A 23,316-nucleotide genomic window follows, 5' to 3' on the forward strand; every position below is an offset into this window, starting at 1 on the left:
TATCTTGCACGATCGAGCTTGAGCTTGCGGACGTAACGTCCGCTCAGCCGATCTGGATCTTGGTGTCGGAAACGAACTGATAGGGCGGGACAGGCAGGTTGAGCGGCGCCGGCCCCTGGCGGACGCGGCCGGAGGCGTCGTATTGCGAGCCGTGGCACGGGCAGAAGAAGCCGTCGTAATTGCCTTCGTGGGCGATCGGGATGCAACCCAGATGGGTGCAGATGCCGATCACGATCAGCCACTGCTCGTGGCCTTCCTTGGTGCGAGACTGGTCGCTCGCCGGATCGATCAGGCTCGAGACCGGAACCGCGCGGACCTCCTCGACCTGCTTCTTGGTGCGGTGGGAGATGTAGATCGGCTTGCCGCGCCAGAACACCTTGATGTCCTGTCCTTCGGCGACCGGGGTGAGGTCGACCTCGATCGGCGCACCGGCCGCGATGGTCGAGGCATCGGGATTCATCTGAGAGATGAAGGGCCACAGGGCGGCCACGCCACCGACCGCTGCAGTCGCGCCCGTGGCGACGAAAAGAAAATCCCGGCGTGTCGGATGATCCGCAGTAGTCGCTGTCACGATTCCAACCCTTTCTTCGTTGCAGCCGGTGCAACCGCCCCGCTCGACGTTGGAATGCACGTGATCGGGAGATGCCTGCCGGCGCCCGCGTCCCCCGCGGCGGCAGCAAACAGCTCGTTCCACCGCCCCTGGTGGAACAAGCCGCTCAGAATCGTTCTATTGGCACTCTTGCGATACGCGCGCAAGCCCGCTATCGGCCCCGCAGCACGCCATGCACCAAATCCCGCTGAGCAAGCGGACTTTCCGCATCATACCTAAGACCAATTCGCATGCAGATCGCGCTCTATCAGCCAGACATCCCGCAGAACACCGGAACGATTCTACGGCTGTGCGCCTGCCTCGGGCTCGCCGCCCATATCATCGAGCCGGCGGGGTTTCCGGTGTCAGACCGCCAGTTCCGCCGCGCCGGGATGGACTATCTCGACCAGCTGAATTGGCAGCGGCACGATTCCTGGAGCGCGTTCGAGAGCTGGCGGGCGGCGAAAGGCCACCGCCTGCTGCTGCTGACGACCAAGGCCGCGACCTCGTATCTCGACTTCAGCTATCGCCCGGACGACATCCTGCTGCTCGGGCGCGAGAGTGCCGGCGTGCCCGACACGGTCGCGGACAGGGCCGATGCACGGCTCCGCATTCCGCTCAAGCCTGGTCTGCGTTCACTGAACGTCGCGATGGCCGCCGCCATGGCGGCCGGCGAGGCGCTGCGCCAGGTTGGACAATTCGTCCAATTGCAATCGGCCAAAGGAGCGGATGCGTGAGCTACGCGGTGAAGGAAATCTTCATGACCCTGCAGGGCGAAGGCGCCCAGGCGGGCCGCGCCGCCGTGTTCTGCCGCTTCGCCGGTTGCAATTTGTGGAGCGGCCGCGAGGCCGATCGCGCCGGCGCCATCTGCCGGTTCTGTGACACCGATTTCGTCGGCACCCACGGCACGCTGGGCGGCCGCTACGACAGCGCCGCTGATCTGGCCGCGGCCATCGCCGGGCAATGGACAGGCGGGTCCGCCGACCGCTATACGATCCTCACCGGCGGCGAGCCGCTGCTGCAGGTCGATGCCGACCTGATCGCGGCACTCCACGCCCAGGGCTTCGCGGTCGGCATCGAGACCAACGGCACGTTGCTGCCGCCCGACGGCATCGACTGGATCTGCGTCAGCCCGAAAGCCGGCGCCGAGCTGAAGCTCCGGCAAGGCCACGAGCTCAAGCTCGTCTTTCCGCAGGACGGCGCCGAGCCGGAGCGGTTTGCCGACCTCGCCTTCGAGCGCTTCTCGCTGCAGCCGATGGACGGGCCGGAGGCGGCCGCGAACACGGCGCGCGCGATTCAATATTGCCAGCATCATCCGCAATGGCGGCTCAGCCTGCAGACGCACAAGATGATCGGCATCAGATAGGGATTGTTAACGAACCGATGTGGGAATTGACCAAGTCGTTCACCTTCGAGGCCGCGCATGCGCTGGCGCACACGACGCTCGGCGAGGTAAGCCAGGAGATCCACGGCCACTCCTTCCGCGCCGAGGTGACGGTGCGCGGCACGCCAGACCCCAAGACGGGGATGGTGGTGGATTTCGGCGTGCTGACGCAGCGCCTGGGCGAGATCCAGGCCACGCTCGACCACAAGTTCCTGAACCGGATCGAGGCCATCGGGCTGCCGACTTTGGAGAACCTGTCGCGCTTCATCTACGAGCGCGTCCGCTCCATCGGCCACGTCACCAGGGTCAGCGTCCATCGCGACAGCTGCCGCGAGACCTGCACCTATTTCGGTCCGCAGGACTGATCGATTGTGGTAGGACCGAACCCGTAGTGCAACAATGCTGTCAGCTCCTGCTGTCATGGACTCTTGACAGGGAGACGAAATGACAACTGCCGGGGGACGTCCATGACCACTGCCGCCATCGAGGATCGCAAGGCCCGCGCCCGTGCCTGGTTCGAGAGCCTGCGCGACCAGATCTGCGCGGCGTTCGAGCGGCTCGAGGACGAGGCGCCAGCCGAACTCTATCCGCGCGCCCCGAGCCGGTTCGTGCGCACCCCCTGGGAGCGCACCGACCATGGCGGCGGACACGGCGGCGGCGGCGTCATGAGCATGATGCACGGCCGGCTGTTCGAGAAGGTCGGCGTGCACTGCTCGACCGTGCATGGCGAGTTCGCGCCGGAATTCCGCAGCCAGATTCCGGGCGCCTCGGAGGACCCGCGGTTCTGGGCCTCCGGCATCTCGCTGATCGCGCATCTGTGGTCGCCGCACGTGCCGGCGGTGCACATGAACACCCGCTTCGTGGTCACCACCAAGGCCTGGTTCGGCGGCGGCGCCGATCTCACGCCCGTGCTGGATCGCCGGCGCAACCAGGAGGACCCGGATACGGTCGCATTCCACGCCGCGATGCAGGGCGCCTGCGATGCGCACGCCTCCGTTGCTTCCTATGACAAATACAAGCGCTGGTGCGACGAGTACTTCTACCTGCCCCACCGCAAGGAGCCGCGCGGCATCGGCGGCATCTTCTACGACCACCACGATTCCGGCGACTGGGACGCCGATCTCGCCTTCACCCAGGACGTCGGCCGCGCCTTCCTGAAGATTTATCCGGAGCTGGTGCGGCGCAATTTCGCCACACCCTGGACCGACGCCGACCGCGAGGAGCAGCTGATCCGGCGCGGACGCTATGTCGAATTCAACCTGCTTTATGACCGCGGCACCACATTTGGGCTGAAAACCGGTGGCAATGTGGAGTCCATTCTGTCGTCGATGCCGCCTGAAGTGAAATGGCCCTGAAACCCGCGTTTGATTGATCCGTAAGCCTCGTTATGACCATCACCCTGCCCCGCGCCATGCTGATCGACATGGACGACACCATCCTGTCGGCCTATGGCCGACCCGAGATCGCCTGGAACATCATCGCCACCGAGTTCGCCGACGAGTTGGCGCCGCATCGCTCGCAGGATGTGGCGGCGGCGATCCTGACCTCGGCGCGCAGCTTCTGGTCGGTGGCCGGCGCCGAGTGGCGGTTGAAGCTGATGCAGGCGCGGCAGGAGGTGGTGAAAGGCGGCTTCGCGGCGCTGAGCAGCGACGGCCCTGCCCTGCCGACCGAGCTTGCCATCCGCATGGCCGACCGCTTCACCACCTATCGCGACGAGCAGATGTTCGTCTTCCCCGGGGCGCACGAGGCGATCGACGAATTCAAGGCGCGCGGTATCAAGCTTGCGCTGGTCACGAACGGCGAGGCCGGCCAGCAGCGCGCCAAGATCGAGCGCTTCGCGCTTGCGCATCGCTTCGACCACATCCAGATCGAGGGCGAGCACGGCTTCGGCAAGCCGGAGGAGCGCGCCTATTGGCACGCGATGGAGCGGCTCGGCGTCGGCCCCGAAGACACCTGGATGATCGGCGACAATCTGGAATGGGAGATCGAGGCGCCGCAGCGGCTCGGCATCTATGCGATCTGGATCGACGTCCATGGCGATGGCCTGCCCGAAGGCACCCACGTCAAGCCCGACCGCATCATCCGCTCGCTGACCGAGCTGGTGCCGGCGCGCTAGGCTTCCCGCTCATCGCGGCCGTTTCGGCGCACCCGCCGCCATGCGCTTGTGCGCGTCCATCAGCATCGCCACGAACGCCGTCACCTTCGGCGCGCGAAAGCGCGCGGCCGGATAGACGACGTGGATGCCGCCGGACGGCAGCGTCCAGGACGGCAGGATGTGAACGAGTCGTCCCGCCGCAAGATCGTTTCTGATCAGGAAGTCCGGCAGCACCGCAAGACCGCCGCCGGCCACGGTCGCAGCGAGCACGGCAGGCGTCGTGTTGATGGTCAACGCCTGGCTCATCTGGACGCTCTCCCGCTCCGCATCGCCCTTCGCGAACTGCCAGGCCAGCGGCGCGCTCAGCGCGGCATTCGCGATGAACGGCAGCGCGGCGAGGTCCCGCGGATGTGCGACCCGCTTGACCACGCCCGGCGCGGCCACCAGCAACTGGCGGAAGCTGTCGATCCGGCGCGTCTGCAGCGTGGAGTCGTCGAGCCAGCCCACCCGGATCGAGAGGTCGATCTGGTTGGCGATCAGGTCCACCCTGCTGTCGGCGAGCACCAGATCGACCCGGCAGGCCGGATAGCTGCGCGAGAACGCCGTTGCGATCGCTGCGAGAATGTAGGTGCCGTAATCGTTCGGCGCGGCGATCCGCAGCAGCCCCATCGGCTCGGCGTTGGACTGCGCCAATTCGGCCATCGCACTGTCAGCCTCGCGCAGGATCGCGGCGCATCGCGCATGCAGCAGCCGGCCGGCTTCCGTCGGCTCGACGCGCCGCGTGGTGCGCACCAGCAGATCGGTCTTCAGCTCGCGCTCGAGCGCGGCGACCTGCTGGCTGACGACAGCCTTGGTGATCCCGAGCCGGTCGGCGGCCCGGGTGAACGACGCCGCATCCACCACGGCGGCGAAGTAGACCAGGCGATTGAGGTTGATCGGCTCCATACCGCCTTCCAACAATTGTATGTTCTAGGCATACAGTTTGTCCGATTATGCCGCCTTTATCAACAAAGGAGAGCGCGCTATCTCAGCGCCATACCCCTCCAAGACAGGATTTTCAGCATGCGACTGACCTACCTGTTCGATCCGCTGTGCGGCTGGTGCTACGGCGCGCGCCCCGCCCTCGACAAGCTCGCCGAACTCGACGACGTCACGCTCGAACTGCTGCCGACCGGCCTGTTCGCCGACAGGGGCGCGCGCATGATGGACGCGCAGTTCGCCTCCTATGCCTGGCGCAACGACCAGCGCATCGCCGAACTCACCGGACAGCGCTTCTCGGACGACTACCGCACGCGCATTCTGGGCGCCGGCGGCCCGTTCGACTCGACCGCCGCCTCGTTCGGCCTGACCGCGGTTCACGTCACCGATCCCGCGCGCGAGATGACGGCGCTGAAGGAGCTGCAGCTGGCACGCTACGTGCTCGGGCAGGACATCGTCAGCGTCACCGGCGTCAGCGAGCTTCTCCAATCGATGGGACTTGGCGACGCCGCGGCGCGACTGCTGTCCAAGGATCAGGAGGTCGTGGAGACCCATCGCCGTCGTGTGCAGGTCGCGCAGACGCTGATGCGGCGCCACGGCCTCACGGGCGTGCCGGCCCTGCTGGCCGGTGACGGACCGACCCAGAAGCCACTGCGTGGCAACGGCCTGTTCGAACCACCCTTTGATAATCTGCTCGCGCAGCTTAGCGCGGCCTGAACCGATCAGTTCGCACCGTCGAGACCGCACCCTGCAGCAACCCGTTGCAGGCGTTGCGAGCTGCTGCCTTCCCGCGTCCTTCATCATCACCAGGAAATCCCACATGTTCACACGGAGACAGATCATGACCTCAGCAGTGGCCGGCGGCGCCGCCGCCATTCTCGGCGCGTCCGAGAGCGGTCAAGCTGCGGACACCAAGCTCGACTGGACGCATTTTCCAGCCGGCCCCAACGGCTTCTTCCGCGCGCCCGTGCTGCTGTGGGGTCCGACCGAAGCGCTGCTGATCGACGGCGGCTTCAACTATCCGGACGGCCACGCCGTGGCGGCCGCGATCAAGGCGTCCGGCAAGAAGCTGACCGCGATCTATGTCAGCCAGTCCGACCCGGACTATTACTTCAGCCTGAAGCCGATCCGCGACGCCTTCCCCGGGGTCAAGGTGATCGCCGCGACGGCCACCGTCGAAGCGATCAAGGGCAATGTCGAGAAGAAGCTCGCGGTGTGGGGACCGCAGCTCAAGGAGAACGGCCCGCAGACGATGGCCGACATCGTGCTCCCCGAGGCTTTCGACGGCCCGTCTCTGTCGGTCGACGGCGAGACGGTCGAGATCGTGAACGCCGACGGCCTCGCCAACCGCCGCTTCCTCTGGGTGCCCTCGCTGAAAGCCGTGTTCGGCGGCGTCATGATCTTCTCGGGCGTCCATGTCTGGACCGCTGATACACAGAGCAAAGAGCAGCGCGCCGCCTGGATCGCGAACCTCGACAAGATCGCAGCGCGCGCACCGGCCATCGTGGTCGCCGGCCACGGCGTGGCCGACGCGCCGACCGACCTCTCCGGCGTCCGGCATACCAAGGACTATCTCGTCGCCTTCGAAGAAGAGCTCGCCAAGGCCAAGGATGCTGCGGCGTTGAAGGCTGCGATGGAGGCCAGGTTTCCGGGCCTCGGCATGGGCGTGGCACTCGACATCGGCGCCAAGGTCGCGAAGGGCGAGATGAAGTGGGGCTGACACCCGGCCCCCCCTCTCGCGCCACTGCACGACAACACCTGCTCCCGATATGGGCTCCCAACCATGCTGGGGCTCCGGCTTCGGCGCTTACCCCTCTCCATGAACACGCTGCTCATGGTCAAATGTGCAACTCCGGCGTCGGAGCCAGCTCCTCATGGTGAGGAGCGCCGCGCCACCGGTCGAGCTATCGCAATCAGCATCAATGACGGCGCGTCTCGAACCATGAGGCCCAGCGGCCGGGCCTCGCCCTTCGAGACGCGCGCCAAGTGGCGCGCTCCTCAGGGTGAGGAGCGAAAGCTTGGCGTGTTCATGGTCCCGTGTGCAGCGGCCACTCCCTCGCTTGGCCCTCAGGGTGAGGAGCGTCGCTCTTGCGACGCGTTCGGGCGATGTTTTCGCATCACATTGAAAATCATGAGGCCACGGCAATCCCGCACCGGCAAACCATGTGCGATAGCCCTGCAGCCATGCCAGGCGCCGTATTAGGACGGCATTCACCGCTGCGACACACGCGACGTTAACCAGCCGCAGCGGTCGCGGCCGCCCCCGGAGCAATACGGAACCGACGTAACCGAATTGAAATCGGCACGCATCTCTACTCGCTACGGGGGCTTGGAAGGAGAAAGGGCGGCGCTTCCGCGCGCGCCGCTTCGACCGATCGCAAGCCGTTGGTGCAGCGTCGGTGTCATGTCTCTCAATCTGCCGCAGATCTCGCTGAGCGTGTCGATCAAGAACTCGCTCCTGACCTCCGTCTTTCTCCTGCTGGCGATCCTCGGCGGCGTGTCTGTCATGGCGACGATGCGGCTGTCGGCGCTGCAGAGCGCGGTCGAGATCATCAACCATGATCGCCTGCCGCAGATTCACGCGCTCGGCAATCTCGAGACCCAGATCGCCCACACCCATCTCGTCGCGATCCGCGCCGCGCTGTCCACGGCGGTCGAGCCGCGTGCCGATGCCGAGCAGGAATTGCGGCTGCGCACCGCCGAAGCCGACGCGAAGATCGCGCGTTTCAAGGAAACGATCGGCGCCGATACGCCGATGAAGATGGCGTTCGAGCAGTTCATCCACAAATGGAGCCTGTACCTGAAGCTGCAGGCCGTGATGCTCGAGCCGGAGGTCGGCGCCAACCGCGAACGGCTCGAGCGAGTCGTCAACATCGACATGCCGCCCGTCTTCCAGGCCGTGGTCGATGCGATCGGGCACGCCACGAAGCTGGCCGACCATCGCGCCGACACGGCGATCGACAACGCCAATCTCGATGCGCGGCTGTTTCGCCTGGTGCTGTGGACCGTCAACGGCATCAGCGTGCTGATCGGGCTTGCCACGCTCGGCTACGTCACTCGCCACGTCTCGCTGCCGATCTTCCGCATCACCCAGAGCATGGAAGCGATCGCGCGCGGGCGCCTGGACACCGAGATCCCCTACGCCGGCCACAGCAACGAGCTCGGCATGATGGCGCGGGCGCTGGCCTTCTTCCGCATCAGCCTGGTCGAGAACGAGCGGCTGAACGCGGCGACGCGCACCCTGTCCGAGCTCAGCGAATGGCTGCAATCGGCCAAGTCCGAACCCGAGCTCTACCAGATGATCTCGACGGTGCTCGGTGGCCTGATGCCCGAATGCACCGGCGCCCTCTACATCTATGCGGACAGCCGCGACGTGCTCGATGTCGCCGCCGAATGGAACGGCCAGGCCCGCACGCGGTCGCTGCATCCGGACGATTGCTGGAGCCTGCGGCGCGGCCATGTCTACATCCACGGCACCAGCGAGGTCGAATTCCGCTGCGATCACGTCCATGACGGTGCCAACGAGAACTATTGCTGCATCCCGATCCTGGCCCATGGCGAGACCGTTGGTCTCCTACACGTCGAGTATGCGTTCAAGGGCGAGGAGAGCGCCGAAGACGCCAAGGCCAGGTTCGCCGATCGTGCCCGGCTGGCGCTCGCCTGCGCCGAGCATCTGTCGATCGCCATCGCCAACATGAAGCTGCGCGAAGGCCTGCGCGACCAGTCGCTGCGCGACGCGCTGACGGGGCTGAACAACCGCCGCTGCCTGATCCAGACGGCGCGCCGCGAGCTGCTGCGCGCCTCGCGCAAGCATACGCCGCTAAGCGTGGTGACCCTGGACATCGATCACTTCAAGTCTTTCAACGACAACCACGGCCACGAGGCCGGCGACGCGGTGCTGCGTCACGTCGGCGAGATCCTGAAGGCGACGTTCCGCGACGACGACGTGCCCTGCCGGCTCGGGGGCGAGGAGTTCGTCGTGCTGCTGCCGAACTGCGCCATCGAGGAGGCCGCGCTGCGCGCCGAGGAGCTGCGCGCCCGCGTCGAGGCGCTCAACGTCAGCTATGGCGAATGCATGCTGCCGCCGGTGACGGTCTCGGTCGGCGTCGCCGCCTATCCCGAGGCCGGCATCGAGCTGCCGGAGATCCTGCGCGTCGCCGACGGCGCGCTGTACCGCGCCAAGCAGAAGGGCCGCAATCGCGTCGAGCTCGCCTCGGGCGGCATGGTGCCGCCGATCGACGAGGTGACGAACCGGGCCGTCGCCACGCTCGACGCCATCGTCGCGCGCGCCGAGACGGGCACGATCGCGCCGCCCGACGAGGATGCGGACCAGCGCGTGGCGTAACGCCGCTTGCGACTACCCCGCCGGCAGCAGATGTCGCAGCGCTGAGGCAATCATCACGGTGCCGCCGGTGATGACAGCGGCATCCAGGATCGCGGCGTGGATATGCACCGGCATGCGCGCGACGAAGGCCTTGGCGAGGAATGCGCCGGGCACCGCGACCGCGCCAATCAGCAGCGCGAAGGCGAGCACCTGCGCCGTGACCACGCCGGCGAGGCCGAACACCGAGATCTTGATGAGGCCCGTCGCCACCGAGATCATCGCGTCGGTGGCGATGACCGCCGCGCCTTCGAGGCCGGCAGCCATCAGCAGCGACAGCAGGATCACACCCGAGCCGGAGGTGCCGCCGACGAGCACGCCGTAGCCGACGGCGCCGGCGGCCAACCCGCCATTGCCGATCCGCACGTCGCGCTTGCGCAGGATCCGCCGCAGCGGAACGCTCATGATCAGCATCGTGCCGATGACGAACGCCGCGCCGGCATTTGTCAGCCGCGTGTAGCCGTAGGCGCCGAGCGCCGTCGTCAGCGCGGCCGCGATGATGACGATGCCGGCCCTTGTGCGATCGGCTTGCTGGAAGTAGGCGGCGACGCGGCTGAGATTGGTGAGGATCGCCGAGATCGCGATGATCGGTACCACCGGCTCGGCGCCGACCATCGGCACCAGCACAAGCGGCATCAGGGCGCCGGTGCCGTAGCCGGCGAGACCACCGATGATGGAAGCAAACAAAGCGACGGCGGCGACGAGCAGGAGTTGCAGGAACGAGATGTCGGCAAAGCCTGCCAGAAAATTCATGAACGTCCGTCGCGGTTGACACGCGCCGCCGCCTGATCGGCGATCGCGTTCAGCGAGGCCTCGTCGAGCGGGAAGTCCGCCGCCAACCAGGCATCCTCTGCGAGGGTGAGCACATGACCGAGGAGCGGTCCTTCGGCAACCCCGCGGGCGATGAAATCGGCGGCCTTCAGCGGCAATTTCGGCGGCGTGAAGCGCTGCGGCAACAGCGCGCGCTCGCGCCAGCGCGGATCGTCGCGATCATTGCCCGCGCGCGCCCAGCCGAGCAGCAGGCGATCGCGATAGACCGTCTCGCCGAGACGATACAACAGCCGCCGCACGCGCGCTTCATCGGCCGAGGCAAAGCGCCACCAGCGGTGGCCCATGCCGTCGAGCGCCTTGGTCTCGGCATTGGAGAGCTTCAGCCTGACGCCGAGGCGGCGCGCGTCTTCGGTGACAGCAACCGCGAGCGCGGCGAGACGGCGGACCGGGCTCGCCGGCAGCGCCAGCTCGCGCTCGATCTCGATCATCGCCGCGAACGGGCCGAGATAGGCGACGCCGCCGAGCAGCGTCGTCAGCAACCCGCCCTCGGCCATCGCGGTGAGCGCGCCGACCGCGCCAGCGGTGACGACGAGCTTCAGCATCTCCATCCGCACGCGCTCGGCCGACAATGTCGCAAGCCCGGCGCGGCCGGCGATGCAGGCGAGATAGCCGTCGCGATCGGGATCACCGTGGCCGAAGGCGGCGTGAATGCGGAAGAAGCGCAGGATGCGCAGATAGTCCTCGGCGATGCGCTGCGCGGGATCGCCGATGAAGCGCACGCGACGCGCGGCGATGTCGTCGAGCCCGCCGACATGATCGTGAATGCGCCCGTCCGGGCCGACCGACAGCGCATTGATGGTGAAATCGCGCCGGTGCGCGTCGCCGACCCAGTCCCGGCCGAACTCGACCTTGGCCTTGCGGCCGAATGTCTCGGTGTCCAGGCGCAAGGTCGTGACCTCGAACGGATGGCCGTCGAGCACCAGCGTTACGGTGCCATGATCGATGCCGGTCGGCACGCTCTTGATCGACGCCGTCTTGGCGCGCCGGATCACCTCGGTCGGCAGCGCCGTGGTGGCGATGTCGATGTCGCCGATGTCGATGCCGAGCAGCGCGTTGCGCACGGCGCCTCCCACCACCCGCGCTTCCTCGCCGTCGCAATTGAGCAGCGCGAGCACCCGCGCCGCCGGGCCGGACGAGAGCCAGGGCGCACTCAGCACCCGCGCGTCGGTCATTTCTCGACTCCGGGGACGAGCCTGCCGTTCTCGATGTGAGCGGGCACGTAGGTGGAACGCGGCGGTGCGCCGGAGAATTCCGCGAGCATGACCAGACTTGCAATCACCAACACCAGCGCGGCCACCGTCAGCTTTGCGACCAGATGCAGCGGCCATGAGGCTGGCACGAGCAGCCCGGACCGGGTCGCGATCAAGAACAGCACATAGAGGGCAAAAGGAATGAGGAAGATTCCGATTTCCGTCAACACAGGCCGGATCATGGCAGGTAGATCCGCTCGTAGAGCACCCGGAGGATTCCGGCTGTCGCACCCCAGATGTATCGCTCGGCGAACGGCATCGCGTAATACGAGCGCTCCATGCCGCGAAACTCCTTGGAATGCAGCTGGTGATTGGCCGGGTCCATCAGGAAGGCCAGCGGCACCTCGAAGGCATCATCGACCTCGCCTTCGTTGATCCGAAGCGAAAATCCCGGCCGCACCCGCGCCACCGTGGGCAGGATGCGGAAGCCGAAGGCGGTGCCGTAGACGTCGAGATAGCCGATCGGATCGACGAAGCTGCGATCGAGCCCGACCTCCTCCTCGGCCTCGCGCAAGGCGGCATCGAGCGGCGTGGCGTCGGTGACGTCGATCTTGCCGCCCGGGAACGCGATCTGTCCGGCGTGGCTGGAGAGGTTCGGCGAGCGCTGAGTCAGCAGCACCGTCGGCTCGGGGTGATCGACCACCGGTATCAGCACCGCCGCGGGGCGGATCGGCTGCTCGCGGGCGATGATCTCGAGCATGCGGTCGGTGCCGGAATCGCCGCTGGTCGGAATCACGTCCGGATCGAGCAGCGCCGGCGGAACATCGAAACGCAGCCGCTCGCGGCCGCGCGCAAAGAACTCGGCCGAGCCTACTGCGGCCATCACATTCGTCGCCACCCTGGGCTCGTTCAAAGCGCCGCCCTCACCTCTTCTGCATTGGCCATGGGGAAGAATGCACCTGATGATTCCACCCCGAACATGACCTCACCATCGATCATCCGCTCCTCACCCATGTCAACCAGCTCATAATAGAGCGCCCGCGTCACCTTGGCCCAGAGATCGGCGCGGACGTGCAGATAGGGCGTGAGGCCGCCGCTTTCGCCCGGCTCGAAGCGCAGCCGGTGCTCCGCGTCGCAGGCGACCCAATCGTCGACATTGGTGCGGAAATGCAGCGCCATGCCGCCCGCATCGCGCTGTTTCCGCATTTCTACCGCCATGAACGGCGCATCATCGACGCGGATGCCGACCTTCTCGACCGGCGTGACCAGGAAATATCGGTCATCCTCGCGCTTGAGAATGGTGGAGAACAGCCGCACCAGCGCAGGCCGGCCGATTGGCGTGCCCATGTAGTACCAGCTACCATCGGCAGCGATTCGCATGTCGAGATCGCCGCAGAATGGCGGATTCCACAGATGCACCGGCGGCAGGCCTTTGCCGGATGCGTCGGCCTGCGCTGCGGCGGATGTCAGCCGCTCGAGTCCGTGGTCGGTTGTCTGCCCTTGCTTCGCCATGGTTTGCCTTGAGTTTGCGTGCACCTTGGCACGATTGGTGCAGGATTGATCGCGCTCGTCTGTGCAAAAGTTCCTGGCGGCAGTGCACTGGATGTAAGGTCGCCATAACGTGATGCCGTCAATACCCCGGAATGCCGATAATATGGGGATAGTTTAACTCAACGAATACAGCGCCTTCGCATAGATTGGCATCCGCGTCCGGGCAAACTGGAGCGGAACGTCGGCAGGAATGCCGACGATGCGGGGCAGAAGGAGCGACGGGAATGGCTGAGAGTGCCGAGAAGCTCGAGGATGCGATCGTCCGATCGGCCGAACAGGTCTCCGGTCAGATCCGCGCGGCCAAGGAGGCGATCTCCGGCGTCATCTTCGGCCAGGACCGCGTGGTGGAAAACACGCTGGTAACGATCCTGTCGGGCGGCCACGCGCTGCTGATCGGCGTCCCCGGTCTCGCCAAGACCAAGCTGGTCGAAACGCTCGGCGTCACGCTCGGCCTCGACGCCAAGCGCGTGCAGTTCACGCCCGACCTGATGCCGTCGGACATTCTCGGCGCCGAGGTGCTCGACGAAAGCACGGTCGGCAAGCGCTCGTTCCGCTTCATCGCCGGCCCCGTGTTCGCGCAGCTCCTGATGGCCGACGAGATCAACCGCGCCAGCCCGCGCACGCAGTCGGCGCTGCTGCAAGCCATGCAGGAACAGCACATCACCGTTGCAGGCGCGCGCCACGATCTTCCCAAGCCCTTCCACGTGCTCGCGACCCAGAACCCGCTGGAGCAGGAAGGAACCTATCCGTTGCCCGAGGCGCAACTCGACCGCTTCCTGATGGAGATCGACGTCGATTACCCCGATCGAGACGCCGAGCGCCGCATCCTGTTCGAGACCACAGGCGCCGAGGAGAGCGTCGCCAAGGGCGCGATGACCGCTGACGCGCTGATCGCCGCGCAGCGGCTGGTGCGGCGGCTGCCGGTCGGCGATTCCGTGGTCGAGGCGATCCTGTCGCTGGTGCGCTCGGCACGTCCGGGCCCGGAGGCCGGCGATGCCGGCAAGCTGATCGCCTGGGGTCCGGGTCCGCGCGCCAGCCAGTCGCTGATGCTCGCGGTGCGCGCCCGCGCGCTGCTCGACGGCCGCCTCGCGCCGTCGATCGACGACGTGCTCGATCTCGCCGAGCCTGTGCTCAAGCACCGCATGGCGCTGACCTTCCCTGCCCGCGCCGAGGGCCGCACGATTCCGGACGTCATCCGGCAACTGAAGAGCCGGATCGGTTGATGGCGACAGCATCAGGGCACGCCGACAAGGAGATCCTCGCGATACGGCGTGCCGATGGCGAAAGCCGGACGCTTGCCTCCTCGTTGCCGCGCCTCGTGCTGGAAGCCCGCCAGATCGCCGCCAACGTGATCCACGGCCTGCACGGCCGCCGTCGCGCCGGCTCCGGCGAAAGCTTCTGGCAATATCGCCGCTTCGTCTCCGGCGAGCCGTCGCAGCGCGTCGACTGGCGCCGCTCCGCGCGCGACGATCATCTCTACGTTCGCGAGCAGGAGTGGGAAGCCGCACACACGGTGTGGATCTGGCCGGACCGTTCGCCGTCGATGGCCTTCGCGTCGAAGGGCGCGCGCGACAGCAAGCTCGAGCGCGCGCTGATCGTCACCTTTGCATTGGCCGAGCTGCTGGTCGCCGGCGGCGAGCGCGTCGGCATTCCCGGCCTGCTCAATCCGACGGCGAGCCGCACCGTCATCGACCGCATCGCGCAGGCGATGCTGCATGACGAGGCGGCCAGGCCGAGCCTGCCGCCCTCCTTCGTGCCGTCGGCGCTCGCCGAGATCGTCGTGCTGTCCGACTTCTGGTCGCCGATCTCCGAGATCAGCACCATGCTCGCCGGCCTCTCCGCATCGGGCGCGCACGGCACCATGGTGCAGGTGGTCGATCCGGCCGAGGAGACCTTCCCCTATTCCGGCCGCGTCGAGTTCGTCGAGCCCGAAGGCGGCGAGGTGATCACCGCGGGACGCGCCGAGAGCTGGGCGCAGGACTACGTCGCGCGCGTCGCCCTGCATCGCGACCAGATCCGCGCCGAGACCGGCAGGCTCGACTGGTTGTTCACGACGCACACGACCAGCCGTTCGGCGGCCGAGCTGCTGCTGTTTCTCCATGCTGGCATGACGACCAGCAAGATCGGTGCACGCGGCAGCGTGAAGGTCGGGGCAGGCGTTGGAGGATCGCGCGCATGATGGGTCTGCCGCTGTCCTTTGCCGAACCGTTGCTGCTGGCCGGCCTGCTCAGCCTGCCGGTGCTGTGGTGGCTGCTGCGGGTGATGCCGCCGCGGCCGCGGCGCATCGAGTTTCCGCCGACTCGCCTGCTGTTCGACATCACACCCCGCGAGGAAACGCCGTCGCGTTCGCCGTGGTGGCTGACCCTGTTGCGGCTGATCGCAGCGGCGCTGGTGATCTTCGCTGCGGCCGGGCCTATCTGGAATCCGCGCACCGAAGCCGCAGGCAGCAAGGCGCCGCTGGTGATGCTGCTCGACGACAGCTGGAGCGCGGCCGCGAGCTGGGAGACGCGCATCAAGGCCGCCGACGAGATCATTGCGAATGCCGACGCCGACCGCCGCGGCGTGGCGCTGGTGCCGCTGTCGGAGCCGACGCGCGACCTCACCTTGATGCCCGCCGGCGCGGCGCGCGTCGCGCTGCGCCAGATCGCGCCCAAGGCCTACACCACCGAGCGCGCCGACGCGCTGCCGCAGCTCGACCGTTTCCTGAAGGCGACCGGCGATGCGGAAATCCTTTGGTTCTCCGACGGCGTCGATCCCGGCCGCGGCAGCGAGTTCGTCTCTGGGCTTGCCAAAACCATCGGCGAGCGCAGCCTGACCGTGTTCGAGGGCGGCACGACGTCGCCATTGGCGCTTGCCGGCGCCGAGAATGCCGCCGCCAAGATGACGGTGAAGGTGCTGCGCGCCGATCTCTCGGTGCCCGGCGGCATCGTGCGCGCGCTCGACGCCAAGGGCTCGCCGCTCGGCGAGGCGCCGTTCAGCTTCGCCGCCGGTGCGCATGACGCCGAGGCGAGCTTCGACCTGCCGGTCGAGCTGCGCAACGACATCACGCGGCTGGAGATCGCAGGCGAGCGCTCGGCCGGCGCCGTGCAACTGCTCGACAAGCGCTGGCGCCGCCGCGCCGTCGGCATCGTTTCGGGCGCTACCAGCGACACTGCGCAGCCGCTGCTCGCGCCGACCTTCTATCTCACGCGCGCCCTCTCGCCCTTCGCCGATCTCCGGCTCGGCGACCGCGGCGCCCCGCAGCAGGTCATCACGCAGTTCCTCGATCAGAAGGTGCCGATGATCGTGATGGCCGATGTCGGGACGCTGTCGCCGGAATTGCGCGACCGCCTCAACGGCTGGATCGAGAATGGCGGCGTGCTGGTGCGCTTTGCCGGGCCGCGCCTCGCGCAGGGCGACGACGACCTCGTGCCGGTGAAGCTGCGCCGCGGCGGCCGCACGCTCGGCGGCAGCCTGACCTGGGAGAAGCCGCAGCATCTCGCCACCTTCGCCGCCGACGGCCCGTTCGCCGGCATCGGCGTGCCGAAGGACGTCACCGTCAATCGCCAGGTGCTCGCCGAACCCGATGCGGTGCTCGCGACCAAGAGCTGGGCCTCGCTCGAGGACGGCACGCCGCTGGTGACCGGCGAGCATCGCGGCAAGGGCCTGATCGCGCTGTTCCATGTCAGCGCCGACATGCGCTGGTCGGATCTGCCGATGTCCGGCGCGATGGTCGAGATGCTCCGCCGCATCGTCGACATGTCCGGCTACACCTCGACGCCGGGACCGGGTCCTGCCGGCGAGACCGCCAAGGCGACCTTGGCGCCGCTGCACATTCTCGATGGCTTCGGCGCCTTCGGACCGCCGCCTTCGACGGCCAAGCCGCTGCCGGCCGACTTCAACGACAGGGCTTCCCTGGATCATCCACCCGGCTTCTACGGCCCTGCCGAGGGACCCACCGCAGTGAACACGCTCAGCCCCGCCGACCGCATTCTGCAGCTCGACACGTCCGCATTGCGGGCCAAGCGGGCCAGCTACAGCACGGCAGAGCCGCGTGATCTCCGGGGCATCCTGCTGTCGACCGCGCTGCTGCTGTTCCTGATCGATGCCGTCATCGTGGCGCTGCTCGGCGGCGTGCTGGCCTCGCTGATCCGGCGGCGGCGCCCAGCTGCTGCAGCGCTCGCGTTCGCGGTGCTTGCGACCGCCGCCCTGCTGTCCGTCACCATGCCGACGAGCGCCCACGCCGATGCGACAAGCGACGATTTCGCCATGCGCGCCGTGCAGCAGACGCGGCTCGCTTATGTCGTCACCGGCAATGCCGACGTCGATTCCATCGTCAAGGCCGGGCTGACCGGGTTGACCTTGTTTCTCGCACAGCGCACCGCGCTCGAAGCCGGCGATCCCGTCGGCATCGATCCGGCGCATGACGAGCTAGCGTTCTTTCCGCTGATCTACTGGCCGATCGTGCCCGGCGCGCCGAAGCCGCCGCAGGACGCGATCAACAAGATCGACGCCTATATGAAGCAGGGCGGCACGGTGATCTTCGACACCCGCGACGCGGTCGAGGCGCCGCCGGGCGACAATGGCGCCCAGCAAACGCCGGCCATGCAGTCGCTGCGCGACCTGCTGTCGTCGCTCGACGTGCCCGAGCTCGAGCCGGTGCCGCGCGAGCACGTGCTGACCAAGACGTTCTATCTGCTGCGCGACTTCCCCGGCCGCTTCACCGCCGGCCAGACCTGGGTCGAGGCGCTGCCGAAGGACGAGGACGAGGACAGCGCCTCGCGTCCCGCGCGCGGCGGCGACGGCGTGTCGCCGATCATCATCACGTCCAACGATCTCGCCGGCGCCTGGGCGATCCGCCCCGACGGCCAGGCCATGCTGCCGATGGTGCCGGGCGAGCCGCGCCAGCGCGAATTCGCCTTCCGCGCCGGCGTCAACATCGTGATGTACACACTGACCGGCAACTACAAGGCCGACCAGGTCCACGCGCCGGCCCTGATCGAACGGCTCGGGCAGTGATGATGCGAATTGTTGGTCTCGATATCGCAACAACAACGGTCGTCATGGCCGGGCTTGACCCGGCCATCCACGTGCATCAACGAATGCCGGACGACGTGGATGCCCGGCACAAGGCCGGGCATGACGACAACTGCGGGTCCGGCTCATGAACTACGGAATCGCGTTCACGCCTCTGGTCCCGACGATCGTGCTGTGGCTCGCGATCGCCGCGATCGCCGTCATCGCCGCGCTGCTGCTGCTCGGCCGTTCCCGTTCGGCCTGGATCCGCGTCACGGCGCTAGCTCTCATCGCGCTGGCGCTCGCCAACCCGCAATTCACCCGCGAGGACCGCGAGCCGCTGACCTCGGTCGCCGCCGTCGTCGTCGACAAGAGCCCGAGCCAGAATTTCGGCGACCGCAACAAACAGACCCAGGCAGCCCAAGAGGCGCTGGTCAACAGCCTGAGGAAGATCAAGGGACTCGAGGTGCGCGTGGTCGATGCCGGCCAGGCCGACGGCGAGACCGATGGCACGCATCTGTTCAGCGCCCTGACCTCGGCGCTTTCGGACGTGCCGGTCGACCGCGTCGCCGGCGCCTTCCTGATCACCGATGGCCGCGTGCACGACATCCCCGGCAACATGGCCGCGCTCGGCTTCCAGGCGCCGCTGCAGGCCTTGATCACCGGGCAGAAGGCCGAGATCGACCGGCGCGTCGCGATCACCGCGGCGCCCCGTTTCGGCATCGTCGGCCAGCCGCAGACGATCAATTACCGGCTCGACGACCAGGGCATCAGCGGCGTCAGCGCCAAGATCGTGATCCGCCGCGACGGCGAGGTCATCAGCGAGCGCAGCCTGGCCAGCGGCCAGACCGCCAAGATCGACGTCGACATCAAGCACGAAGGCCAGAACATCGTCGAGATCGAGGCCTCGCCGCTCGACAACGAGCTGACCTTGGTCAACAACCGCGCCGTGGTCTCGATCGACGGCGTGCGCGACAAGCTGCGCGTGCTACTGGTATCGGGCGAGCCGCATTCCGGCGAGCGCACCTGGCGCAACCTGTTGAAGTCGGACGCCAGCATCGATCTCGTCCACTTCACCATCCTGCGGCCGCCGGAGAAGCAGGACGGCACGCCGATCAACGAGCTGTCGCTGATCGCGTTTCCGACCCGCGAACTGTTCCAGCAGAAGATCAACGAATTCCAGCTGATCATCTTCGATCGCTACGCCCGCCAGGGCGTGTTGCCGATCGCCTATTTCGACAACATCGCGCGCTACGTCAGGAATGGCGGCGCGGTGCTCGTCTCGGCCGGACCGGACTACGCGTCGAACACCAGCATCTGGCGCACGCCGCTCGACTCCGTGCTGCCCGCCGAGCCCGTCGGCGTCACCGAGAAGCCGTTCTATGCGCACCTGTCCGACGCCGGTAAACGCCATCCGGTCACGCGCGGGCTCGAAGGCTCGGCATCGGAGCCGCCGCACTGGAGCCGCTTCTTCCGCACCGTCGAAACCCGCAACGCCGTCAGCCCGCCGGTGATGACCGGCGCCGACGGCAAGCCGCTGCTGCTGCTGTCGCGCTTCGGCGCCGGCCGCGTCGCGCTGCTGCTGTCCGATCACATCTGGCTGTGGGCGCGTGGCTACGAAGGCGGCGGCCCGCATCTCGATCTGCTCCGGCGCATGTCGCATTGGCTGATGCAGCAGCCTGATTTGGACGAGGAAGCGCTGCGGCTGCAGATCCAGGGCAAGGACCTTGCCGTTATCAGACAGACCATGGGCGACACCGTGCCGCCGGTGACCGTGACTTCGCCGTCGGGCCAGACGCGCGAGCTCACCCTTGCCCAGGGCGACCCCGGCGAATGGCGCGCGACCTTGCCAGCCAGCGAGCTCGGACTGTGGCAAGCCACCGACGGCACCTTGAAGGCGCTGATCAATGTCGGCCCGACCAATCCGAAGGAATTCTCCGAGGTCACCTCGACCACGGAAACCCTAAAGCCGCTGGCGCAGGCCACCGGCGGCGACGCCCGCCGCATCGCCGACGGATCCGGCCTCGACATGCCGCGCATCGTCCCGGTCAAGTCGTCGACGCTGTTCAGCGGCGATGGCTGGATGGGCGTGCGTATGCGCGATGCCAGCGTGGTCAAGGGCGTCGGTGTGCTGCCGATGTTCGCCGGTGTGATCGGCCTGCTGCTGCTGCTCGGCGCGCTCGCTGCGACCTGGGTGCGCGAGGGGCGCTGACTTCGAGGGACGCGGGCTCGCGCGACGTGGCACGAAGGGCACAGCAAGCCGCTTTCCGCGGGTCGTTGCAGCGCACCGATTGACAGCTGCACAGCCGGCTTGCGATGTTACAATGTAACACCGGCTGAGCCTCTCAGCCGAACGGGGTGGCTAATCGACATGAGCCAGAGCTGGCCATGAGCTGGTTTCGCGCGAACATCAAGCAGGGCTCGCGGCTGGCGCTGATCGCGCTGCTGTTGCAGTTCGCGCTCGCGTTCGGCCATGTTCATTGGATCGCCGGGCAGGCTCAGGGCGGCGGTGTCGCCGTCGCCGAGCGCCATACGGCCCCCACTCCGGCCGACCAGGACCGCGATCAGCAACCATCGCCCGACGGCTGCGCCATCTGTGCCGTGATGGCGATGGCGCAGGCGATCCTGCTGTCGCCGCCACCGGTTCTCACTCCACCTCAAACGGTCGCATCCCGTCTACCCGATGCGCTCACGGCCTACGTCACGGCCGCGCTCATCGCGCCCGCGTTCCAGCCGCGTGCTCCTCCGATCGCCTGATCTCGACCACTCCACGCTGCGACCGTTGCGCTCACGCGCACGGCGTCAGCTTGCAAGCTTGGTCCGTCGCAAAGCGACGGCAGGCGCATCCCGCCCGCAAGGAAGCGCGTGGGACGCCTGATCTGGATCAGGAATTGAATGATGTTCGCGAGAGCTTTGATGTCGGGCTGCAGCGCCGCAGCCTTGTTGTGCATGATTGGAACGTCGGCGCGCGCCGATGATCCGAAGCCGGTGACCGAGCTGCCCGAGGTCAACGTGACAGCGCCGAGCCCGATCCGGGCCCGCAAGCCGGTCGTGCCGCGCCCCAATCCCACGGCCCGCACCGCCCGAGGCGGGCCCCGCGCGCCAGCGCCTGTGCGCGAGGCCCAGGCGGCACCGCCAGCTCCGCAGCAGGGCGTGCTGCCCGTCGTGACGGATCAGTTCGCGACCGTCACGGTCGTGCCGAACGAGGAGATTCGTCGCTCCGGCGCGGCCACCCTCGGCGACCTCCTGAATTCGAAGCCCGGCATCACCGGATCGAGCTTCGCGCCGGGCGCGTCGAGCCGGCCGATCATCCGCGGCCTCGACGTCAATCGCGTCGGCATCGTCGAGAACGGCATCGGCGGCGGCGGCGCCTCGGACCTTGGCGAGGACCATTTCGTCCCGATCGATCCGCTCACCAGCGACCAGGTCGAGGTCGTGCGAGGCCCGGCGGCGCTGCGCTATGGGTCGACCTCGATCGGCGGCGTCGTCAGCGCCACCAACAACCGCATTCCAAGCGCATTGCCGACCTGCTCGACCGCGCCGTTCCAGACCTATGGCCTGCCCGCGAGCGCGCCGGCCGCAGGCGCGGCGCCTTGCGTCACCGCGGAGACGCGGACGTCCTTCAGCTCGGTCGATCGCGGCGTCGAGGGCGGCGTGCTGCTCGATGCCGGCGGCGGCAACTTTGCCGTTCACGCCGACGCCTATGGCCGCAAGACCGGCGACTATTCGATCCCCGGCTATCCCTATCTGTTCGATCAGACGCGATCGGTGAACGGCCGGCAGCCGAACTCGGCCGTGCAGAACGACGGCGTCTCGCTCGGCGGCAGCTACTTCTTCTCTGGCGGCTTCATCGGGGCTGCGATCACGCAGACCGATGCGCTCTACCACATCCCCGGCATCGACGGCGCCGACAGCCGGACCCGGATCGACGCGCACCAGACCAAGATCACCGCAAAGGGTGAGTATCGACCGGACTCCGCGGCGATCGACACCATCAGGTTCTGGGCCGGCGCGACCGACTACCGCCACAACGAGATCGGCCTTGCCGATCCTGCCGATCCAACTACCGACGGCGTGCGGCAGACCTTCACCAACCGCGAGCAGGAAGCGCGCGTCGAAATGCAGATGATGCCGGTCAATCTGCGTTTCGCAACGCTGACGACCGCCTATGGCGTGCAGGCGGGCCATCAGGAGCTGAACGCGCCGAGTCCTGACAATCCCGGCTCGGTGTTCAACGGCCTGTTCGGCCCCAACACCAACAACCGCATCGCCGGCTATGTCTTCAACGAGCTCGCCTTCTCGCCGTCGACCAAGGCGCAAATCGCGGGCCGCATCGAGCACGTCTCGCTCGACGGCTCGACGCCGAACTTCCCGGCCGACTATCTCCCGAACGGCACGCCGCAGGCCAACATCGCGCGCAATCCATCGTACACGCCGAAGAGCGCGAGCGTCGGACTGTTGCAGAATCTGCCCGGCGATCTCGTAGCGAGCGTGACCGCGCAATATGTCGAGCGCGCCCCGAAGCCGGCCGAGCTGTTCTCGCGCGGTGGCCATGACGCGACGGCAACCTTCGACATCGGCAACCCGAACCTAACGCTCGAGACGGCCAAGACGGTCGAGGTGGGCTTGCGCAAGGCCACCGGCCCGTTCCGCTTCGAGGCAACCGCCTTCTACACGCAGTTCAGCAATTTCATCTATCGCCGGCTGACCGGCGTGCTGTGCGATGGGGATTTCGCGTCCTGCGGCACCACCGGGACTGAGCTGAACCAGGCGGTCTATTCGCAGCGCAACGCACTGTTCCGCGGCTTCGAGTTCCAGAGCCAGTACGATGTCGCTGCGCTCGGCAGCGGCATCTGGGGTATCGAGAACCAGTTCGATGTCGTCCGCGCCACCTTCCCCGACGGCACCAACGTGCCGCGCATTCCACCGATGCGCGTCGGCGGCGGCCTGTTCTGGCGCGACGCCAACTGGCTGACCCGCATCAACCTGCTGCACGCCTTCGCGCAGAACGACATCGCGCCCATCGCGGAGACGCCGACCCCGGGGTACAATCTCCTCAAGGCAGAGGTCAGCTACCGCACCAAGCTCGATCCCAACATGTTCGGCGCGCGCGAGATGCTGGTCGGGCTGGTCGGCAACAATCTGCTCAACGAGAAGATCCGCAACTCCGTGTCCTACACCAAGGACGAGGTGCTGCTGCCCGGCATCGGCGTGCGGATCTTCGCCAATCTGAAGTTTTGATTCGGAGCTCGGCGGGCGCAGAGACGATCGACCTGCGCCCCCCCTCCTTCGTCATTGCGAGGAGCGAAGCGACGAAGCAAT

21 protein-coding genes are annotated in these 23,316 nt (G+C 67.3%); 14 read left to right on the forward strand and 7 right to left on the reverse strand.

The window, feature by feature from the left end; genetic code table 11:
• Positions 1-43: 43 nt before the first annotated feature.
• The gene (gene petA, locus ACQR1I_RS28075) at positions 44-574 is read right to left on the reverse strand and encodes a ubiquinol-cytochrome c reductase iron-sulfur subunit (RefSeq protein ID WP_434868789.1); all 531 of its coding nucleotides are present in this window, start codon (positions 572-574) and stop codon (positions 44-46) included.
• Positions 575-840: 266 nt separating this feature from the next.
• Here petA and ACQR1I_RS28080 point away from each other — a divergent pair, with 266 nt between their 5' ends.
• The 5 genes from ACQR1I_RS28080 (at position 841) to ACQR1I_RS28100 (ending at position 4,089) form a co-directional block, all read left to right on the forward strand.
• Positions 841-1,326 carry a tRNA (cytidine(34)-2'-O)-methyltransferase gene (locus ACQR1I_RS28080; RefSeq protein ID WP_434868564.1) on the forward strand — a complete coding sequence of 162 codons (486 nt, stop codon included), beginning with the start codon at positions 841-843 and terminating at the stop codon, positions 1,324-1,326.
• Positions 1,323-1,955, forward strand: a complete 633-nt coding sequence (gene queE / locus ACQR1I_RS28085) for a 7-carboxy-7-deazaguanine synthase (protein WP_434868565.1) — start codon at positions 1,323-1,325, stop codon at positions 1,953-1,955. Before ACQR1I_RS28080 ends, queE begins: the two co-directional genes overlap by 4 nt.
• Positions 1,956-1,972: 17 nt before the next feature.
• Positions 1,973-2,338: a 6-pyruvoyl trahydropterin synthase family protein gene (locus ACQR1I_RS28090; RefSeq protein WP_434868566.1), complete on the forward strand. Its 366-nt coding sequence runs from the start codon at positions 1,973-1,975 to the stop codon at positions 2,336-2,338.
• A 102-nt stretch (positions 2,339-2,440) separates the two neighbouring features.
• Positions 2,441-3,328 carry an oxygen-dependent coproporphyrinogen oxidase gene (gene hemF, locus ACQR1I_RS28095; protein WP_434868567.1) on the forward strand — a complete coding sequence of 296 codons (888 nt, stop codon included), beginning with the start codon at positions 2,441-2,443 and terminating at the stop codon, positions 3,326-3,328.
• A gap of 32 nt (positions 3,329-3,360) precedes the next feature.
• Entirely contained in the window at positions 3,361-4,089 is a 729-nt protein-coding gene (locus ACQR1I_RS28100; protein ID WP_434868568.1) for an HAD family hydrolase, read from the forward strand.
• 9 nt (positions 4,090-4,098) lie between these two features.
• On the opposite strand, the gene ACQR1I_RS28105 is transcribed toward ACQR1I_RS28100, so the two are convergent.
• On the reverse strand, positions 4,099-5,013 hold the full coding sequence (locus tag ACQR1I_RS28105) for a LysR substrate-binding domain-containing protein (protein WP_434868569.1): 915 nt from the start codon (positions 5,011-5,013) through the stop codon (positions 4,099-4,101).
• Positions 5,014-5,130: 117 nt separating this feature from the next.
• Here ACQR1I_RS28105 and ACQR1I_RS28110 point away from each other — a divergent pair, with 117 nt between their 5' ends.
• The 3 genes from ACQR1I_RS28110 (at position 5,131) to ACQR1I_RS28120 (ending at position 9,391) form a co-directional block, all read left to right on the forward strand.
• Complete coding sequence (locus tag ACQR1I_RS28110) at positions 5,131-5,763, forward strand: DsbA family protein (RefSeq protein ID WP_434868570.1); 633 nt, start codon at positions 5,131-5,133, stop codon at positions 5,761-5,763.
• Positions 5,764-5,866: 103 nt separating this feature from the next.
• Entirely contained in the window at positions 5,867-6,766 is a 900-nt protein-coding gene (locus tag ACQR1I_RS28115) for an MBL fold metallo-hydrolase (RefSeq protein WP_434868571.1), read from the forward strand.
• A gap of 684 nt (positions 6,767-7,450) precedes the next feature.
• Positions 7,451-9,391: a diguanylate cyclase gene (locus ACQR1I_RS28120; protein ID WP_434868572.1), complete on the forward strand. Its 1,941-nt coding sequence runs from the start codon at positions 7,451-7,453 to the stop codon at positions 9,389-9,391.
• 12 nt (positions 9,392-9,403) lie between these two features.
• Here the strand turns inward: ACQR1I_RS28120 and ACQR1I_RS28125 are convergent, their stop codons facing one another.
• The 5 genes from ACQR1I_RS28125 to ACQR1I_RS28145 are packed head-to-tail and all read right to left on the reverse strand — an operon-like array spanning position 9,404 to position 12,960.
• Entirely contained in the window at positions 9,404-10,180 is a 777-nt protein-coding gene (locus tag ACQR1I_RS28125) for a TSUP family transporter (RefSeq protein WP_434868573.1), read from the reverse strand.
• Complete coding sequence (locus ACQR1I_RS28130; protein WP_434868574.1) at positions 10,177-11,430, reverse strand: CCA tRNA nucleotidyltransferase; 1,254 nt, start codon at positions 11,428-11,430, stop codon at positions 10,177-10,179. The genes ACQR1I_RS28125 and ACQR1I_RS28130 overlap by 4 nt, the downstream gene beginning before the upstream one ends.
• Positions 11,427-11,690: a DUF6111 family protein gene (locus ACQR1I_RS28135; protein ID WP_434868575.1), complete on the reverse strand. Its 264-nt coding sequence runs from the start codon at positions 11,688-11,690 to the stop codon at positions 11,427-11,429. Before ACQR1I_RS28135 ends, ACQR1I_RS28130 begins: the two co-directional genes overlap by 4 nt.
• Positions 11,687-12,331 (reverse strand): CoA pyrophosphatase, encoded by a 645-nt coding sequence (locus tag ACQR1I_RS28140; protein WP_434868790.1) that lies wholly within the window; start codon positions 12,329-12,331, stop codon positions 11,687-11,689. The genes ACQR1I_RS28135 and ACQR1I_RS28140 overlap by 4 nt, the downstream gene beginning before the upstream one ends.
• Before the next feature lie 26 nt (positions 12,332-12,357).
• Entirely contained in the window at positions 12,358-12,960 is a 603-nt protein-coding gene (locus tag ACQR1I_RS28145; protein ID WP_434868576.1) for a DUF1285 domain-containing protein, read from the reverse strand.
• A 263-nt stretch (positions 12,961-13,223) separates the two neighbouring features.
• Here ACQR1I_RS28145 and ACQR1I_RS28150 point away from each other — a divergent pair, with 263 nt between their 5' ends.
• The 6 genes from ACQR1I_RS28150 to ACQR1I_RS28175 all read left to right on the forward strand — a co-directional run bounded on the left by ACQR1I_RS28150 (position 13,224) and on the right by ACQR1I_RS28175 (position 23,235).
• Positions 13,224-14,222, forward strand: coding sequence for an AAA family ATPase (locus tag ACQR1I_RS28150; RefSeq protein WP_434868577.1), 999 nt, complete (start codon positions 13,224-13,226; stop codon positions 14,220-14,222).
• Positions 14,222-15,178, forward strand: coding sequence for a DUF58 domain-containing protein (locus tag ACQR1I_RS28155; RefSeq protein WP_434868578.1), 957 nt, complete (start codon positions 14,222-14,224; stop codon positions 15,176-15,178). The genes ACQR1I_RS28150 and ACQR1I_RS28155 overlap by 1 nt, the downstream gene beginning before the upstream one ends.
• Positions 15,175-17,997 (forward strand): DUF4159 domain-containing protein, encoded by a 2,823-nt coding sequence (locus ACQR1I_RS28160; RefSeq protein WP_434868579.1) that lies wholly within the window; start codon positions 15,175-15,177, stop codon positions 17,995-17,997. Before ACQR1I_RS28155 ends, ACQR1I_RS28160 begins: the two co-directional genes overlap by 4 nt.
• Positions 17,998-18,142: 145 nt before the next feature.
• On the forward strand, positions 18,143-20,206 hold the full coding sequence (locus ACQR1I_RS28165) for a hypothetical protein (RefSeq protein WP_434868580.1): 2,064 nt from the start codon (positions 18,143-18,145) through the stop codon (positions 20,204-20,206).
• A 176-nt stretch (positions 20,207-20,382) separates the two neighbouring features.
• Positions 20,383-20,751 (forward strand): DUF2946 family protein, encoded by a 369-nt coding sequence (locus ACQR1I_RS28170; RefSeq protein WP_434868581.1) that lies wholly within the window; start codon positions 20,383-20,385, stop codon positions 20,749-20,751.
• Positions 20,752-20,910: 159 nt separating this feature from the next.
• Complete coding sequence (locus ACQR1I_RS28175) at positions 20,911-23,235, forward strand: TonB-dependent receptor (RefSeq protein WP_434868582.1); 2,325 nt, start codon at positions 20,911-20,913, stop codon at positions 23,233-23,235.
• The last annotated feature ends 81 nt before the right edge of the window (positions 23,236-23,316 follow it).

Origin of the sequence: Bradyrhizobium sp. HKCCYLS2038, from assembly GCF_051167655.1 — a bacterium.
In the GTDB taxonomy this organism is placed as follows: Bacteria; Pseudomonadota; Alphaproteobacteria; order Rhizobiales; family Xanthobacteraceae; genus Bradyrhizobium.